15 protein-coding genes are annotated in these 16,115 nt (G+C 72.7%); 8 read left to right on the forward strand and 7 right to left on the reverse strand.

The window, feature by feature from the left end; all coding sequences use genetic code 11:
* Positions 1 to 84: 84 nt before the first annotated feature.
* A complete protein-coding gene (locus BSL84_RS10255; protein WP_075970201.1) occupies positions 85 to 1,101 on the forward strand; it encodes a hypothetical protein in 1,017 nt (338 codons plus the stop codon).
* 51 nt (positions 1,102 to 1,152) lie between these two features.
* On the opposite strand, the gene BSL84_RS10260 is transcribed toward BSL84_RS10255, so the two are convergent.
* Genes BSL84_RS10260 through BSL84_RS10270 form a run of 3 tightly spaced genes read right to left on the reverse strand, consistent with a single transcriptional unit; the run spans position 1,153 to position 3,855 of the window.
* Positions 1,153 to 2,745, reverse strand: a complete 1,593-nt coding sequence (locus BSL84_RS10260; RefSeq protein WP_075970202.1) for a serine/threonine-protein kinase — start codon at positions 2,743 to 2,745, stop codon at positions 1,153 to 1,155.
* Positions 2,746 to 2,780: 35 nt separating this feature from the next.
* Positions 2,781 to 3,047 carry a DUF397 domain-containing protein gene (locus tag BSL84_RS10265; protein WP_045322023.1) on the reverse strand — a complete coding sequence of 89 codons (267 nt, stop codon included), beginning with the start codon at positions 3,045 to 3,047 and terminating at the stop codon, positions 2,781 to 2,783.
* Positions 3,007 to 3,855 carry a helix-turn-helix domain-containing protein gene (locus BSL84_RS10270; protein WP_075970203.1) on the reverse strand — a complete coding sequence of 283 codons (849 nt, stop codon included), beginning with the start codon at positions 3,853 to 3,855 and terminating at the stop codon, positions 3,007 to 3,009. The genes BSL84_RS10265 and BSL84_RS10270 overlap by 41 nt, the downstream gene beginning before the upstream one ends.
* Positions 3,856 to 3,965: 110 nt before the next feature.
* Between BSL84_RS10270 and BSL84_RS10275 the strand changes: the two genes are divergently transcribed.
* From BSL84_RS10275 to BSL84_RS10300, 6 genes are all read left to right on the forward strand, one after another.
* The gene (locus BSL84_RS10275) at positions 3,966 to 5,789 is read left to right on the forward strand and encodes a serine/threonine-protein kinase (protein WP_075970204.1); all 1,824 of its coding nucleotides are present in this window, start codon (positions 3,966 to 3,968) and stop codon (positions 5,787 to 5,789) included.
* A gap of 110 nt (positions 5,790 to 5,899) precedes the next feature.
* Entirely contained in the window at positions 5,900 to 6,541 is a 642-nt protein-coding gene (locus BSL84_RS10280) for a class I SAM-dependent methyltransferase (protein ID WP_030029855.1), read from the forward strand.
* Between the two features lie 104 nt (positions 6,542 to 6,645).
* Positions 6,646 to 7,644 carry an N-acetylmuramoyl-L-alanine amidase gene (locus BSL84_RS10285; RefSeq protein ID WP_030029857.1) on the forward strand — a complete coding sequence of 333 codons (999 nt, stop codon included), beginning with the start codon at positions 6,646 to 6,648 and terminating at the stop codon, positions 7,642 to 7,644.
* Positions 7,645 to 7,800: 156 nt separating this feature from the next.
* Positions 7,801 to 8,622, forward strand: coding sequence for a DUF5336 domain-containing protein (locus BSL84_RS10290; protein WP_030029859.1), 822 nt, complete (start codon positions 7,801 to 7,803; stop codon positions 8,620 to 8,622).
* Positions 8,623 to 8,795: 173 nt separating this feature from the next.
* Positions 8,796 to 11,393 carry a peptidoglycan recognition protein gene (locus tag BSL84_RS10295; RefSeq protein ID WP_075970205.1) on the forward strand — a complete coding sequence of 866 codons (2,598 nt, stop codon included), beginning with the start codon at positions 8,796 to 8,798 and terminating at the stop codon, positions 11,391 to 11,393.
* A gap of 122 nt (positions 11,394 to 11,515) precedes the next feature.
* Positions 11,516 to 12,526 (forward strand): LLM class F420-dependent oxidoreductase, encoded by a 1,011-nt coding sequence (locus BSL84_RS10300; protein WP_075970206.1) that lies wholly within the window; start codon positions 11,516 to 11,518, stop codon positions 12,524 to 12,526.
* A 67-nt stretch (positions 12,527 to 12,593) separates the two neighbouring features.
* On the opposite strand, the gene BSL84_RS10305 is transcribed toward BSL84_RS10300, so the two are convergent.
* The gene (locus tag BSL84_RS10305) at positions 12,594 to 12,977 is read right to left on the reverse strand and encodes a hypothetical protein (RefSeq protein ID WP_158879932.1); all 384 of its coding nucleotides are present in this window, start codon (positions 12,975 to 12,977) and stop codon (positions 12,594 to 12,596) included.
* A gap of 155 nt (positions 12,978 to 13,132) precedes the next feature.
* Positions 13,133 to 13,771: a hypothetical protein gene (locus BSL84_RS10310; protein WP_045322030.1), complete on the reverse strand. Its 639-nt coding sequence runs from the start codon at positions 13,769 to 13,771 to the stop codon at positions 13,133 to 13,135.
* Between the two features lie 112 nt (positions 13,772 to 13,883).
* Between BSL84_RS10310 and BSL84_RS10315 the strand changes: the two genes are divergently transcribed.
* Complete coding sequence (locus tag BSL84_RS10315; protein ID WP_075972037.1) at positions 13,884 to 14,186, forward strand: hypothetical protein; 303 nt, start codon at positions 13,884 to 13,886, stop codon at positions 14,184 to 14,186.
* A 75-nt stretch (positions 14,187 to 14,261) separates the two neighbouring features.
* On the opposite strand, the gene BSL84_RS10320 is transcribed toward BSL84_RS10315, so the two are convergent.
* Complete coding sequence (locus BSL84_RS10320) at positions 14,262 to 15,344, reverse strand: prenyltransferase/squalene oxidase repeat-containing protein (protein ID WP_030037394.1); 1,083 nt, start codon at positions 15,342 to 15,344, stop codon at positions 14,262 to 14,264.
* Complete coding sequence (locus BSL84_RS10325) at positions 15,341 to 16,075, reverse strand: class I SAM-dependent methyltransferase (protein ID WP_030037395.1); 735 nt, start codon at positions 16,073 to 16,075, stop codon at positions 15,341 to 15,343. Before BSL84_RS10325 ends, BSL84_RS10320 begins: the two co-directional genes overlap by 4 nt.
* Positions 16,076 to 16,115 lie beyond the last annotated feature (40 nt).

Raw genomic sequence — 16,115 nt, forward strand, 5'->3', positions numbered from 1 at the left:
CGCTCTCCCCGTCGGCGGTGCATACTCCGCTGCGCCCGCAGGGCGCCCAGCCACGTGCAAGAAGCGACAGGAACAACGGACAACGTGCTCGTACTCATCGCCCTGGGCTCACTCGCGGCCTTGGTCTGGATCCGCTACGGCCTCCTGCCCCTGCGGCCGTTGAACTCCCGACTGGCTGGGCCCGACCCGCTGCTGGAGCGCACCCTGAAGGCGGCCGTCGCCGGCGAGTGGAAGCCCGCGGCGCAGCTCCTGACCGATGCGGGCAAGGACTGGGACCGACGCGACTACTACGTCCAGCACCTGTCCCGGTCGGCCGCATGGGACGGCGCCGCCTGGCTGGACACCTGGGACACGGCCCGCCCCCAGGACCCGGACGTGGCCCTCATACGCGCGTGCACGCAGGTGGAGCTGGCATGGAAGGCGCGTGGCGCCCGCCGTGCGAGCGCGACGTCCGAGGCGCAGTTCGAGGCGTTCCACCAGGCCCTGGGCGACGCCCGGTACGACCTGGCCCACGCCGCGGACCTGAACCCCGAGGACCCCACTCCCCACTCGAAGGAGATCTGGGTGGCACTCGGGCTGGGCTACTCCCCGGACATGACGCGCGCCCTGTGGGACCGGGTGACCGAGCGGGCCCCCCACCTCATGGCGGCGCACCACGGCATGCTGCAGTACCGGTCGAGGAAGTGGCGCGGGTCCCACACCGAGGCGAGGGAGTTCGCCGCCCGGGCCGCGCAGGACGCCCCGCCGGGCAGCCTGCTCACGGTGCTGCCGCTGGCCGCCTGGTACGAGGAGTTCGCATGCTTCGCGGAGGAGCGCCTCCACCCGGAGGTCTTCCGCACCCCGCACCTGATCGCCCTGGTCGACGCCGCGATCGAGGACGCGGAAGCCGCCGACGGCCACCCGGAACTGCCGTGGATGCGCCACGTGCTCGGCTACTTCCTCTACCGCCAGGGCCGCTACAGGGCAGCCGTGGCCCAGTTCCGCCACGTCGACGGCTACATCGGCGCCGCCTTGCCCTGGCGCTACTCCGCGTTCCCGAAGCTCCACTACCGGCTCGTTCGCACGCGGACGATGTGGGGCGCCCTGCTCCGACGCCGCTGAGGGTCGGCTGGGGTCCGCTGGGGGTCCGCTGGGGGTCCGCTGAGGTGACCGTCAGTGCGACGCGGCCTTGAGCGCGGCGCGGGCGGCTTCCTTCGCCTTCGTCTCGCAGGCACCCTTGGCGTACGGCGTCGCCCTGAGGCTCACCCGGACCGAGAGGTTGCCCTCCCGTACGGCGAGGACGCAGGTCCAGTCGCCGCCGGAGGACTGCCAGTAGGCCTCGGTGCCGAAACCGATGCGGGACGCGGAGCGCTGACCGGCCGCCTCCGACTGGAAGTGCCGCCTCCGCGTGACCATGTCGGTCTCCGCGCTCCCGCCGAGGCTCAGGTCCCAACGGACCGTCGCGGTCGGCGAGGCAGCTGTACCACCCCCGCCGCCGCACGTCGTCTGGACGCCGTCGGCCGTCCCGGACAACGTGTCCGCGCTCGACGACCGCAGGTCCAGCGGCAGCCTCTCGCGCGCCTCCCGGCAGCTGGGGACGGACGTGTAGGCGATGGGGGCGTTCATGCGGTCGCGTACGTACAGGGCGGTGCCGGTGCCTGCCACGAGGAGAACGCCCGCCGCGACCAGCGCGGTGACCCTGCGCCGCCGTGGGCGCCGCGGACCGCCGGGACGGGTGTCCTGCGGCGGCACGGCCGGTGACGGCGGCACCTTCGGAGCGGGCGCCGGCGTGCCGTGCGCGGGAGCAGCAGGCGGCTCAGCCTCGGGCACGGGGGCGGGCTTGGGCTCCGGGTCGACGCCTACCGGACGGCCGGCCAGCAGGCCGTCGATCTGCGCCCGCTGCGCGGCGAGCATCCCGTACACGGCCGACGGCCACTGCCGGCCCGCCGGGGTCACCGGGCCGATCAGCTCGCGCAGCTCCGCCGGGGACGGCCTGGCCGCCGGGTCCTTGGCCAGGCAGCGCGCGACGAGGTCGCGCAGCCCGGCCGGGACCCCGGCGAGGTCCGGTTCGGTGTGCACGACGTCGTACAGCGTCTTGAGGGTGGAGGTCCCGGCGAAGGGGCTGCGGCCGGTCAGCGCCATGACCAGCACGGAGCCGAGGGAGAAGACGTCGCTCGCGGGCGTGAGCACATGGCCCTCGGCCTGCTCGGGCGACATGTACGCCGGCGATCCGGCGACCCACCCCGTACGCGTCAGCCCGGTCTCGCCCTCCGCCTCACCCTCGGTGGCCCGGGCGATACCGAGGTCGATGACGCGTACGCCGTCCTCGGCGAGAAGCACGTTGTCGGGCTTCAGATCGCGGTGCACGAGCCCGGCCCGGTGGATCTCGGCCAGCGCCGACGTCAGACCGGCGGCGAGGCGGCGTACGACCTCCTCGGGCAGCACCCCGACCGCTTTGACCACGGCGCCGAGGGAGGGGCCGGGGACGAAGACCGAGGCCAGCCAGGGCGTCGGGGCGTCCGGGTCGGCGTCGATCACGGCCGCCGTGTACGCACCGGACACCTTGCGCGAGGCGGTGACCTCACGGCGGAAACGGGCCCGGAAGCCCTCGTCGTCAGCGAACTGGGCGAGTACCTGCTTGACGGCGACGAGCCGCCCGTCCGGCCCGGCCCCCAACAGCACCCGGCCCATCCCGCCCCGCCCGAGCACACCGACGACCTCGAACGGCCCCACCCGCGTCGGGCCCCCCGGCTCCACCTGCTCCATGTCCCCCGCCCCCTACTCCCCCAGTCGGGAGCGGATCATACAGAGACGGCCTTCACGAACGCGGCGAACGCGGCGGGTCGGACGGTGAAGACGGGCCCTTCCGCATTCTTGGAGTCCCGCACGGCGACGAGGCAGAGCTGCGCGGCGACTTCGACGCAATCGCCGCCGGTGTCACCGCTGTACGAGGCCTTCTGCCAGGTCAGGGACCCGAGCGGGGCGCACTCGACGCACTGACCGCCGGTGTCACCGCTGTACGAGGACTTACGCCACTTCGCGCCCGTCAGGTGCTGGTTGGTCTCCATAGCGCTCCTCCAATACGCGGGCGATCAGCGCCGCCGAGTCCTCCAGGGAGAGCGCAGCGGCCTGCAAATGATCGTATCGGAGCGAACCCTCCCTGAGAGCTTGCGGATTGGCCGTCATATGGCCCTGCACGAAGTCCTCGGTATAGACGAGGTCATGCTCGTCTTCGAGTCGCAGGAGCGTGAACGAGCCCATCTGCCCCGCGTGAGCACCCGCCTCGAACGGAAGGATCTGCACCTGCACCCACCGTCGCCTCTGCATGGCCAGCAAGTGCGCAAGCTGTTCCCTCATGACCTCGCGACCACCGATCTCCTGGTGCAGCACAGCCTCACTCAGCACCGCCCAGCTCAGTGGCGGGTTTTCGCGGTCCAGGATCCGTTGCCGTTCCATCCGGGCCGCCACCTTCGCGTCGAGGTTCTCCTCGCTCCACGCCGCGAGCACCGACCGCGCGTAAGCCTCGGTCTGCAGCAAGCCGTCTACCAACTGCGCCTGGAAGGAGGAGATGTACGCCGCCCGCGCCTCCATCTCCGCGTACGCCTGGAACCACGTCGGCAACTGATGCCGCAGCACCAGCCCCACCAGGCGGGAGAAGACCCCGCCCGTCCCCAGCGCCGCGTCCACCCGTTCCGAGAAGTCCCGCGTCGGGACCCTCCGCGTGGTCTCGACCTGGCCGATCAACGAGCCCGTGCAGAAGACGATGCTGCCGAGCTGCGCCTGGTTGAGGCCCGCGTCCTCTCTCAGGCGGCGCAGTTCGGAGCCGTAGTAGTCCAGCGGTGAGGCGCTGGGATCGAGATCGCGCACGCCGACCATGGACGGTCACCCCCATGCCAGTTGCCACTTCCGTAGCCGAGCGTAGCCATCCGATTCGCGCCCGGTGACCGATTCGCTGTGCCGGTGAGGCTTTCGGCGATAATGCACGCGTGGGGGAACTGATCGAAAACCGGTACGCACTGGAGGAGTTGCTCGGGCGGGGCGGCTTCGGGGAAGTGTGGCGGGCCGGGGACAACCGCGTGGGGCGGCAGGTCGCCGTCAAGATCGGCTATCCGCAGACGTCCGAGGAGACCCGCCGCTTCGAGCGGGAGGCCAGCCTCGCCGGAAACCTCGCCCACCCCGGCATCGCCACCATTCACGACTTCGGCCGTGTCGAACGCCACGGGCGCGATGCGGTCTTCCTCGTGATGGAGCTGCTGGGAGGCCTCACCCTCGCCGATGTCCTCGCCGACGGTGTGCCACCCCTCACGGACGCCCTGGAGTGGGCCCGGCAAATCGCGGACGCGCTCGGCGCCGCCCACGCAGCCGGAATCGTCCACCGGGACGTCAAGCCCGCCAACGTGATGGTCACCGAGAGCGGTGCTGTGAAGGTCCTCGACTTCGGGATCGCCAAGGCCTGGTCTGGGGCGGGGGCCCGGGCCGGAGCCGGGGCTGCCACGGATCTGACCGGCACCGGCATGGTCATCGGCTCGTTCCCGTACATGGCCCCCGAGCGCTGGACCGGCGGGTCGAATGGAGTTCCGGTCGACGGCCGAGCCGACCTGTACGCGCTGGGCTGCGTCCTGATGGAACTCCTCACCGGAGACCGGCCGTTCACCGCCCGCGAGATGCACGAACTGCTCGCTCAGCACCTCACCGCCGAGCCGCCCTCGCCGAGTTCGCTGCGGGCGGGGCTGCCGACCGCGCTGGACACCCTCGTACGGGACCTGCTCGCGAAGGACCCTCGCCAGCGGCCCTCGGAGGCGGCGGAGGTCTCGCGCCGCCTCGCCGACGTCGCCCGCGGGGTGGGCTCCGCCCCGTCGGCGGCCGCGTCGTTCCCGCCTCCGCCTGCGTACGCCCCCACCGTGCACACCGCCGCCGACGACGCGGTCCGCCGGATGCTGGAGCGTCGGCTGACGCAGGTGTTGGAGGACTCCCCGGCCGATGTCGTCGAACGGCTCGCCATGCTGGTCGACGATCTCACCGACGAACTGGGCGCACAGGACGCGCTCACGGTCCGCGCCGCCTATCACCGTGCGGTGCGGGTTCGCCGGCAGTCCACGACCGACCTGGAACGCATCCTGCCGCGCTTGGTGCGGGTGCTGGGCCTGGAGCATCCGGACACGATCACCGCCCGCGCCACCTGCGTCGGCGAAGCCGCCGCGTTCGGGCCCGGTGACGGCCGCCGCCACGAGGAGGAGCTGCGCGAGCTCATCGGGCAGGCCGGGCGGGTGTTCGGCGCCCACGGCGTCGTCACGCTGACCGCCCGGTACCACCTGGCCTCGGCCATGCATCGGGGCGCCCGCGACCGCGACGGCCAGTGGGACGCGCGCACGCGGGAGCGGGCGGAGAGCGAACGGGCATGGCTGGGGCCGCTGCTGCCCGACCTGGAGTGGGCGCTGACCGCCGACAGCCCCGTCCTGCTCGACGTCCGGCGCCGGCTGGCCCACGATGCCTGGCTGGTCGGCGACTTCGCGGGGGCCGCGCAGCTGTACTGGCGACTCTTCCCCGACCTGGCGGAACTGGCCGAGTACGGCGATCCCGAGGTGGCCCACCGCGTCCTGCGCAGTATCGGTGAGGCGGGGGATCCCGTGAGTGCGCTCGCGCACATGGACCTGCTGCTGCACCGGCTGCCCTTCTTCAGCGGCGGCCAGCGGCTGGCACAGGAGGTCTCCGATACCCGCGCCGCCTTCCGGCGGGATGTACGGGAGCGCCGGCGCGCGGACGGCTCCGGTGGGGCGGGCGGCGGCCTGTCCCGGCTGTTCGGCCGCTGAGCCTCCGCCGCCGCTCACCCGCCGGGCGCCTGCGGCGACCCCGGCCGTGGCGTCCTACCGGCCGGTAGGGCAGCATGGGCCGCCACACGCAGCTCAGCAGGAGGAACACCATGGCCACGCCCAAGCCGGAGACCCTTGCCGCCTTCGAGACGGCCAAGGGGTTCATGCCCGTACGGGAGGGCCTCGCCCTGTACGAGGCGGCCGCCGCGGCGGGGGCGCTCGGGCTGCCGCTGCTGGAGGTCGGCACGTACTGCGGGCGCTCGACGATCCTGCTGGCCGACGCCGCCCGCGAGGCCGGGGTGGCCGCGATCACCGTGGACCACCACCGGGGCAGCGAGGAACAGCAGCCTGGCTGGGAGTACCACGACCCGACGGTGGTGGACCCGGAGATCGGCCTGATGGACACCCTCCCCACGTTCCGCCGGACCCTGCACCGGGCCGGTCTGGAGGAGCACGTGATCGCGATCGTGGGGCGGTCCCCGCAGGTCGCGGCCACCTGGGGCGGCAAGCTCGGCTTCGTCTTCATCGACGGCGGCCACACCGACGAGCACGCCACCGGCGACTACGAGGGCTGGGCGCCGCACGTCGCGGAGGGCGGCACGCTCGTCATCCACGACGTGTTCCCGGACCCGGCGGACGGCGGGCAGGCCCCGTACCGGATCTACCTGCGCGCCCTCGCCTCGGGCGCCTTCGAGGAGGTCTCGGTCACCGACTCGCTGCGCGTGCTGCGCCGCACCGGCCCGGGCATCTGACGCCGCCCCACCGGACGACAGACCCGCCGTTCATATAAGCGCACCACGCCCCCGGATGGCGCAGTCCCGGTCGGGCGGGCAGGCGGCGGTCTAGCATCGCGGACGTGCGCTACGACGACAGCCCCCCGCCCCCCGAGTCCGGTTCCTCGGTGAATCCGGACCGGCACTGGTTCACCCGACGCTCCACGCTCGTGGTCGGGATCGCCGCGCTCGCCCCGGCCTGCCTCGCCGGCTGGGTCCTGACGCAGGCCCTGTCCGGCGCCGGGCCGGACGCGAACCGGCCCGGCTCGGCCCCGCAGCCCGCCTCCCACTCGACCGTCCCGCCGGGCCAGCGGGACGCGAAGCCGGGAGCCACCCCGAGCGGCAGCCCGAGTACGGAGGCCGGTACGCCCGCCGCGGCCCCCGTACCGGCGGCGCCCGTGAAGGGCCCGCTGACCGGGAAGACCGTGGTCGTCGACCCCGGGCACAACACCGGCAACTTCAAGCACACCGACGAGATCGACCAACAGGTCGACATCGGGACGAACCGCAAGGAATGCGACACCACCGGGACCACCACGAACTCCGGCTACATGGAGGCCGAGTTCACGATGGACGTGTCGAAGCGCCTGCGAGCCGCCCTGGAGGCGCAGGGCGCGAAGGTGGTCCTCACCCACGAGACGGGCGCCCGCGCCTGGGGTCCGTGCATCACCGAGCGGGCCCGTATCGGCAACGAGGCGAACGCCGACGCCGTCGTGTCCGTCCACGCCGACGGGGTCTCGGCGGGCAACCGCGGCTTCCACGTCATCCTCCCCGCCAAGGTCAGGAGCGGCGCCGCCGACACGGCGAAGATCGTCGAACCCTCGCGCGAACTGGGCGAACGGATCGCCGGGAACTTCGCCCGCACCACCGGCTCGGCGCCCGCCAACTACCTGGGAGGCGGCACCGGTTTGGTGGTCCGCGACGATCTGGGCGGACTGAACCTGTCAACTCGCCCCAAGGTGTTCATCGAATGCGGCAACATGCGTGACGCCAAGGACGCGGCGCAGTTGACGAGTCCGGAGTGGCGTCAGAAGGCGGCCCAGGGCATCGCCGACGGCATCGTGGGCTTCCTCGGCGGGTAGTCCCTCTCGGGCGTCCCGCCGGGACGCCCCGCCGCCCCGATCCTCTCGGCCGCGGAGAACGTCCGTACCATGGTGCCGCCCGCCTTGCTGCAGGCACGATCTGCGCTGCGACCGCGGCACCACGAGACGACCGAGACCGAGAAGGACACCTAAGACGTGAACATCCGCTCCCTCACTCGAGGCGACGGCGTGGTGATCGGAGCAGCGGCGCTGCTGTTCATCGCCTCGTTCCTCGATTTCTACTCCACCACGGGTGGCGACCTGCCGAGCGCCTGGGACACCGACGCCTACCGCCTGGTGCTGCCCAGTGTCTTCCTGCTCGGGTTCATCGCCGCGGGTCTGCTCGTCGCCGGCCGCTTCCTGCCGGAGAGCCGCAAGGTCATCGGCATGCCGCTGTCGGCGTGGGGCACCGTGCTCGCCGTCTCGGCCGCCTGGTCCGCGCTGTGGGCGCTGATCACCTGCCCGAGCACGCTCGACCTGGGCGCGGGCGCCGTCATCGCGTTCCTCGCCACCCTGGCCCTGGCCGGCGTGGCCGTCTTCGGCGCGAAGGTGCCGGCGCTCGCCGGTTCGCTGGTGCCGGAGGCGCGGCCCGCCGCCCCGCAGCCGTACGGCGGCCAGCCGCAGCCGGGTGCCGGGTACGGCTACCCGGGCGGGCAGCAGCCCTACGGTTCCACGCCGCAGCCGGTCCCGCCGTACGGCGGTACGCCGACCCCGGCGCCCGGTCCGCAGGATTCCGTCGGCGGCCACCAGGGGGCCGCGGCGCCCGCTCCGGCGGGGGACTTCAGCCCCTTCTGGTTCGCGGTGCCGGTGGCCCGGCCCCTCTTCGCGGAGGACGGCTCGCCGACGCAGATCGCCGAGCTGGCGCCGGGTACCTGGTACCTGGCGGTCGAGCAGCGCGGCGCGACGGCGCTCGTCGCGCAGACCCAGGACGGCCGGCGCGGCGTCCTGAGCGACACCTCGGGGATCCAGCGCGGCTGATCCGCATACGTCCCCTCCTGTTCCACCACGACGCCCCACCGGCTGCCGCCGGTGGGGCGTCGTGCGTTCGAACCGCGTTCGGACCTGTCGGTGCGGGTCAGTAGCATCGGCCCAACCAGTACTCATATTCGATGAGTTGCGAACGGGTGGGGAACTACGTGATAGCAAGTCGCATGCGCGGGACGGCACTTGCCGCCGCGCTCGGCGTCGTCGCGACGCTGTGCCTGCCGGGGGCGGCCGTGGCCGCCGGGCCCGGTCCGGACCGGGCCGGCAGCACTGCGTCCGCCGGCACGAGCGGTCCGGTCGAGGGCAGCGTCCGCAGGCTCGCGCTGGAGCCGAAGAGCGCCACGGAGGCGTCCGTCTCCGCGCGCGGCACCGAGCGGTTCGGCCTCATGGGCGTGTCCTGGAAGGACGCCGCCGCCGAGGTACACGGGAAGATCGAGGCCCGCAGCCGGAACGCCGCGACCGGGGCGTGGACGCCGTGGGTGACGCTGGAGCCGCTCAAGGCGGGACTCGACGGCGACCGGCCGGGAGCGCGCGGTGCCACCGAGCCGGTGTGGGTCGGCGCCGCGGACGGCGCCGAGGTACGGGTGAGCGGCGGCTCGGCCGCGCTGCCCGCCGGCCTGGAGCTGGACCTGGTGGACCCGGGTACGGCCGGCCGCGGCGGAGCGGCGAAGTCCGCGCCGGCCCCGGGCGCGCGGACGACGGCCGGGGCGGCCGTCGGGGCGGCGGCGCCCGGCCCGGAGTCGACGGCTCCGCGCCCGGACGTCGTCTCGCGCGCCCAGTGGGGCGCGGACGAGTCCCTGAACGACGAGGGCCCGATCTACCTCGCGGGCGGGAAGATCAAGGCCCTGTTCGTGCACCACACGGCGGCGACCGCCCCGTACGAGTGCACCGACTCGGCGGCCATCGTCCGCGGTCTGCACGTCTACCACGTGAAGACCAACGGCTGGCGCGACCTCGGCTACAACTTCCTCGTCGACAAGTGCGGCACCCTTTTCGAGGGCCGCCAGGGCGGTGTGGACCAGCCGGTGATGGGCGCCCACACCTACGGCTTCAACTCGGAGTCGACGAGCGTCGCGGTCCTCGGCGACTACACGAACGCCGGGGCCTCGCCCGCCGCGCTCGAAGGCATCTCGAAGATGGCGGCGTACAAGCTGGGCCAGTACGACGTCGACATGGACGGCTCGACGACGCTGACGGCGGGCGCCACGCAGAAGAACTACGCCGGCACCAGCTTCACCGCCGGCCAGGCGTACCCGTTCAGGACGGTCTCCGGCCACCGGGACGGCTTCAACACCGAGTGCCCGGGCCACCAGCTGTATCCGCAGCTGGACACGATCCGCAAGGCGGGTCCCGCGGCCCGGCTGAAGGTCGTCTCCGTGAACGGCGAGCCCGTCGCGCCGGGCGGGACCGCGAAGACCCCGGGTCAGCTGGTGGTCGGCTTCTCCACCAGCACGGCCGCCCAGCTGGTGAGCTCCTTCGAGCTGCTGGTGGACGGCGCCCCGGTCGCGACGGTCGCCGGTGACGCCACGAGCGTCGCGACGATGCTGGGCCTGGGCAGCCACCGGATCCAGATCCGGGCGACCGCGAAGAACGGCAAGGTGTCCACGAGCCTGCCGGTCACCGTGGTGGCGGACGTCTCGGACGTCAAGTACGTCCCGGTCCTCCCCAAGCGCCTGATGGACACGCGTACGGGTGTGGGCGTGCCGCAGGCCAAGGTCGGACCGGGCGGTGTGGTGCCCCTGAAGGTCGCGGGCGTCCAGGGCGTCCCGGCGTACGGGGTCACCTCCGTGGTGCTGAACGTGACGGCGACCAACCCGACGGAGGCCGGCCACGTGTCGGTCTACCCGAACGGCACGGTGCGCACCAGCGCCTCGAACCTCAACTTCACTCCCGGGCAGACCATCCCGAACCTGGTCGTCGTGCCCGTCCACGACGGGATCATCCAGTTCTACAACAGCGCGGGCAGTGTCGACCTGATCGCCGACATCACCGGCTACTTCCTCGCGAGCGGCGAGGGCTCCACCCACATGAACCTCGGCCCGAAGCGGGTCCTGGACACCCGTGACGGCACGGGCGGCGTGCCGACCGCCCCGGTCGGCCAGGGCGGGGTGCTGGACCTCGACCTCTCGGCCGTCGACGGGCTCCCCACGTCGGACGGCCTCACCGCGGTGGTGCTCAACGTGACGGCGACCAACCCGACCACGTCCAGCCACGTGTCGGTCTTCCCGAGCGGCACGACGCGCACCAGCGCATCGAACCTCAACTTCACCGCCGGCCAGACCATCCCCAACCTGGTCGTCGTCCCCGTGGTGAACGGCAGGGTCAGCTTCTACAACAACGCGGGCAGCGTCGACCTGATCGCCGACATCACCGGCTACTTCACCACGTCGAGCGCGGGCGCCAAGCACTCCAACCTCGGTCCCAAGCGCCTGATGGACACCCGTTCCGGGCTCGGCGCGGCCAAGGCTCCGGTCGGCGAGGGCGGCGTCGTCACCCTGGCCGTCGCGGGTGTCGAGGGGGTGCCGGCCACCGGTGTCACCGCGGTGATCCTGAACGTGACGGCGACCAACCCGACCACGTCGAGCTACGTGTCGGTCTTCCCGAGCGGCACGACGCGCACCAGCGCGTCGAACCTCAACTTCACCGCCGGCCAGACCATCCCCAACCTGGTCGTCGTCCCGGTCGTGGACGGCAAGGTCAGCTTCTACAACAACGCGGGCAGCGTCGACCTGATCGCCGACATCACCGGCTACTTCAGCAAGTAGACGCGGCCCCCGGCCCCTACGGCGTCGGTCGTGACGGCTCCGGCCCCCCGCCCTTCCCGGCGGGGGGCCGTTGCCCTACAGTCGCCTGACGCATCGTCAGTTCCGGTTGGAGGGATCCGTTCATGCGCCTCGGACTCGCACTCGGCTACTGGGGCCGCGGCCCCTCCTCCGACCACCTGGACCTCGCCACCGAGGCCGAGAGGCTCGGCTACGACTCCGTGTGGACCGCCGAAGCCTGGGGCTCCGACGCCTTCACCCCCCTCACCTGGATCGCCGCCCACACCTCGCGGATCCGCCTCGGCACCGCCATCGCGCAGATGGCCGCCCGCACCCCGACCGCGACCGCCATGCACGCCCTGACCCTGGACCACCTCTCCGGCGGCCGGATGATGCTCGGCCTGGGCCTGTCCGGCCCGCAGGTGGTCGAGGGCTGGTACGGGCGCCCCTTCCCGGCGAGCCCGCTGACCGCCACCCGCGAGTACGTCGACGTCATCCGCCAGGTGCTGCGCCGCGAGAGCCCGGTCACCCTGGACGGCCGCTTCCACAGCCACCCGTACCGGGGCGGGGACGGAACCGGCATCGGCAAACCCCTGAAGCCGATCACCCACCCGCTCCGCGCCGACCTGCCGCTCCTGCTCGGCGCCGAAGGCCCGAAGAACATCGCCCAGACCACGCGGATCGCGGACGGCTGGCTGCCGCTGTACTGGTCGCCGACCCGCACCGACGTCTACCAGGCCTCGCTCGCGGACCTCCCCGACGGATTCATGATCGCCCCGATGGCCCGCGCGAAGGTCTGCGACGACGTCGCCGAGGGGCTGCTCCCCGTCAAGGCCATGCTGGGCTTCTACATCGGCGGTATGGGCCACGCCGCCCGCAACTTCCACGCCGACCTGATGGCCCGCATGGGCTACGAGGAGGAGGCCCGCCGTATCCAGCAGCTCTTCCTCGCGGGCCGCAAGGAGGAGGCGGTCCTCGCCGTCCCCGACGCCTTCGCCGACGAGATCTCCCTGACCGGCCCCCGCGAACGGATCGCGGAACGGCTCGACCTGTGGCGCAAGGGCCCTGTCACGGACCTCCTCGTCACCGCCCCCGACCCGCACACCCTGCGCGTCCTGGCGGAACTCAACACCTGAGCGCGGCGGGCGGCGCCGCGCCCCGCGAGGCCGGTCACCGCACCGCGGCCGTGCGCCCGCGGGCCGGTCACTCCGCCTGCGGCAGTGCCTCCAGCAGTTCGCGGACGTCCAGCGGCATCACCGCGATCTCGATGCTGCCGCCGCCTTCGTAGGAGCAGGTCACGATCCGCGATCCGGGGTTGATGGAGATCCCCTCCTTCATCGACGGGACCCGCAGCCCCGTGGCCCGCCCTCCGGGCAGTGCCACGGTCTCCCCGCGTGCCGGAACCCAGCGGGCCGCGCCCCCGTCGGCGTACACCCGGCCCGGCCGCCACCGGCCCTGCCCGGCCGGCATCCGCGCCATACCGGGGATGCCCGGCACCGGCGCGGCCCCCGCCCGCGCCAGGTGCTTGCGCCGCACCAGCCACCCGACCCCGGCGACCCCGCCGGCAAGCAACACGTACTCGATCACGTGCCCCATTGAAACAGCCCCGCGGCCGAGCGGGCCGTGACGCCCGCCCCGACCGCGGGGCTGCCGAAGAACGTCGGCCGTCAGAGTCCCGTCTGGGTGGCGGGGCCCGGCACGCACGCCCTCACGGGCGGCCGACGCTACTTCGACGACACCCCCTAGCCGCCGAGCTGGGAGGTGCTGGGGACCTTGTCGGTCACCGTGGCGCCGGCGCTCTTGCCGGCCTCCTTCACGCTGCTGATGACGTCGTCGAAGGAGGAGATGTCGGCGTCACCCGCCTGGCCCTTGCGCAGCTTGGTGCCCAGCCCCTTCAGCGACTCGATGCCCGCCGTCAGCGGGGCCATCGCCTTCGACAGCAGCGGGTCGCCCTTGGCGTTCTCGGCGGCCGCCTTCAGCCGGTTGTACGCGAACGCGCCCGCCAGGCCGGCCTTGATGAGCGCGAACGTACGTCCCTTCGCGCCCTTCTTGAACTTGCCCTCCCGGTACGGCTTGACGATCCACTGGTACGTCGCACCCGCCGCGAGGCCCGCGTTGGCGACGAAGCGCGTCTTGGCGAACTTCTGCTTCTCGGCGGACGTGCTCGGCGACGGCGTCGCGGCCGCCAGCTCGTCCGCCTCCGCCGCCGCCGGCTCCGCCGCGGCGAGCGCGGCCAGCTCGCCCATGGAGGCGGCGGACAGTTCCTCCCGCGGACTGCCGCCGCCACCGCTGCCGCAGGCGGTGGCACCGGCGAGCAGCGCGGTCGACAGGACCACCGCCGTGAGGGCGCGACGGAATCGGACGGTCGTGGGTACGGACACGGTTTCCTCCGGGGACTCAGGCGTCCCCCGCAGCCTCACCCCGCCCCCGGAGAGCCGCCACCCGGCAGACCCGTTCGGGTTTGCGGCGCGCCCGGGCGGCAACACGCGCGGCATGACCTCACACACGCGAGTACGCACCCGAGGAAGCAGTCAGGCAGGCCGGGCCGTCGCTCTGGTGGCGGACGTGCTTGCCTTCGTGATCGTCCTGTGGATCCTGCTCTACTTCCTGGACGCCAACCAGGGCAACGAACTCGTCGCCTTCGTGCACGACGCCGCGACGTGGCTGGCGGGCTGGTCCTACGACCTGTTCACCTTCAGTCGCGAGTGGGTCCAGGTCGTCGTCGGCTACGGCCTGGCCGCCGTCGTCTACGTCCTGGTCGGCCATGCCGTGGCCGGCCGGCTCTACCGCCGCTGACACGCGCGGCGAAGACACGGGGCCCCTCCCGCCGCCGGCGGGAGGGGCCCGTTCGTTCGCGTCCCGGGGTGCGGCTCAGCCGCAGCAGTCCGGTTCCAGGCCGACCGGGAGCGAACCCCCGCCGAACACCTCGGTGGTGGCCTCGTCCCCGCCGAGCGCCGCGACGGCCAGCAGCAGCGACCCGGCGGTCCACGTCGTCTGCTCCACCGGCCACACCGCCCGGTCCTGGAAGACGTATCCCGTCCAGTACATGCCGTTGTCGGCGCGCAGGTGCCCGATCGACCGCAGGATCTCCAGCGCCCGGTCCGACTCCCCCGTCGCCCACAGCGCCAGCGCCAGCTCGCAGGACTCGCCGCCCGTCACCCACGGGTTCGGCAGCACGCAGCGCACCCCCAGGTCGGGTACCACGAACTCGTCCCAGCGGGCCTCGATCCGCGCCGTCGCCTCCGCACCCGTCAGCGCGCCCCCGAGGACCGGGTAGTACCAGTCCATCGAGTAGCGGTCCTTGTCCAGGAACCGCTCCGGGTGACGGCGGATGGCGTGCCGCAGCGCGCCCGCGGCGAGTTCCCAGTCCGGCTGCGGCTCCTCGCGGTGCTCGGCGATGGCCAGCGCACAGCGCAGCGCCTGGTGGATGGAGGACGACCCGGTCAGCAGCGCGTCGGTGACGGCCGTGCCGTCCGCCTCGCGCTTCCAGCCGATCTCGCCGCCGGGCTGCTGGAGCGACAGGACGCATTCCACGGCCGCGTACACGCACGGCCACATCCGGTCGAGGAAGGTGTCGTCACCAGTCGACAGGTAGTGGTGCCACACCCCGACCGCTATGTACGCGGTGAAGTTGCTCTCGCGGCTCGCGTCCTGCGGCTCGGCGGTGTCCACACCGTCGGGCCGGTCGGCGTAGGCCGCGTACCAGGAACCGTCCTCGTTCTGGTGCCGGGCCAGCCACGCGTACGCCCGCTCGGCGGCCTCGTGCTCCCCGGCCGCGTCCAGCGCCATCGCCGCCTCGGTGTGGTCCCACGGGTCGAGGTGGTGGCCGCGGAACCACGGGATGGCGCCGTCGGCGCGCTGCACCGCCAGGATCCCGGCGACCGTCTGGGCCGCCTGCTCCGCGGTCAGTACGCCGTCCAGGACGAGGTGTTCGGTACGTCCCGGCGAGCTCACTGGGTCGCGCCGACGGGAAGGTGGGGCTTCGTCGCGTACGCCACGAAGCTCTTGCCGATGAGCGGGTTGAGGGCCTGCTCCGCCACGCGCGTCGCCAGCGGCTTCTTCATGATGTCCCAGACCAGGAGCTTGTGGTACGCCTTCACCGGCAGCGCCTTGTCGTTGTCCACGCCGAAGGCGCACTTGAGCCACCAGTACGGCGAGTGCAGGCCGTGCGCGTGGTGCGTGCCGTACGGCTTGAGGCCCGCGGCCCGCATCTTGCCCAGCAGCTCGTCCGCCTTGTAGATGCGGATGTGGCCGCCCTCGACCTCGTGGTAGGCGTCGGACAGTGCCCAGCAGATCTTCTCCGGGCCGTAGCGCGGCACGGTCACGGCGATGCGGCCGCCGGGCTTGAGGACGCGGACCATCTCCGCCAGTACGCCCTTGTCGTCGGGGATGTGTTCCATCACCTCGGAGATGATGACGACGTCGAAGGACTCGTCGGGGAAGGGCAGCGCCAGCGCGTCGCCCTCCATCGCGGTGGCGGTGGCGCCGACCGGGGCCTCACCGGCCTCCTTCATCGCGGCGAACCACTTGGCGACCTCGCGGATCTCCTCGCCGTTGCGGTCGACGGCGACCACCTGGGCGCCTCTCCGGTAGCACTCGAAGGCGTGCCGGCCTGCGCCGCAGCCAAGGTCGAGTACGCGGTCGCCTGCGGCGAGCGGGAACCGGGAGAAATCGACGGTCAGCACGGGGTCCTGCCTTCGCGGTCGCGGGGGTGTACGGGGGTGT

The sequence above is a fragment of the Streptomyces sp. TN58 genome, assembly GCF_001941845.1.
Taxonomy (GTDB): Bacteria; Actinomycetota; Actinomycetes; order Streptomycetales; family Streptomycetaceae; genus Streptomyces.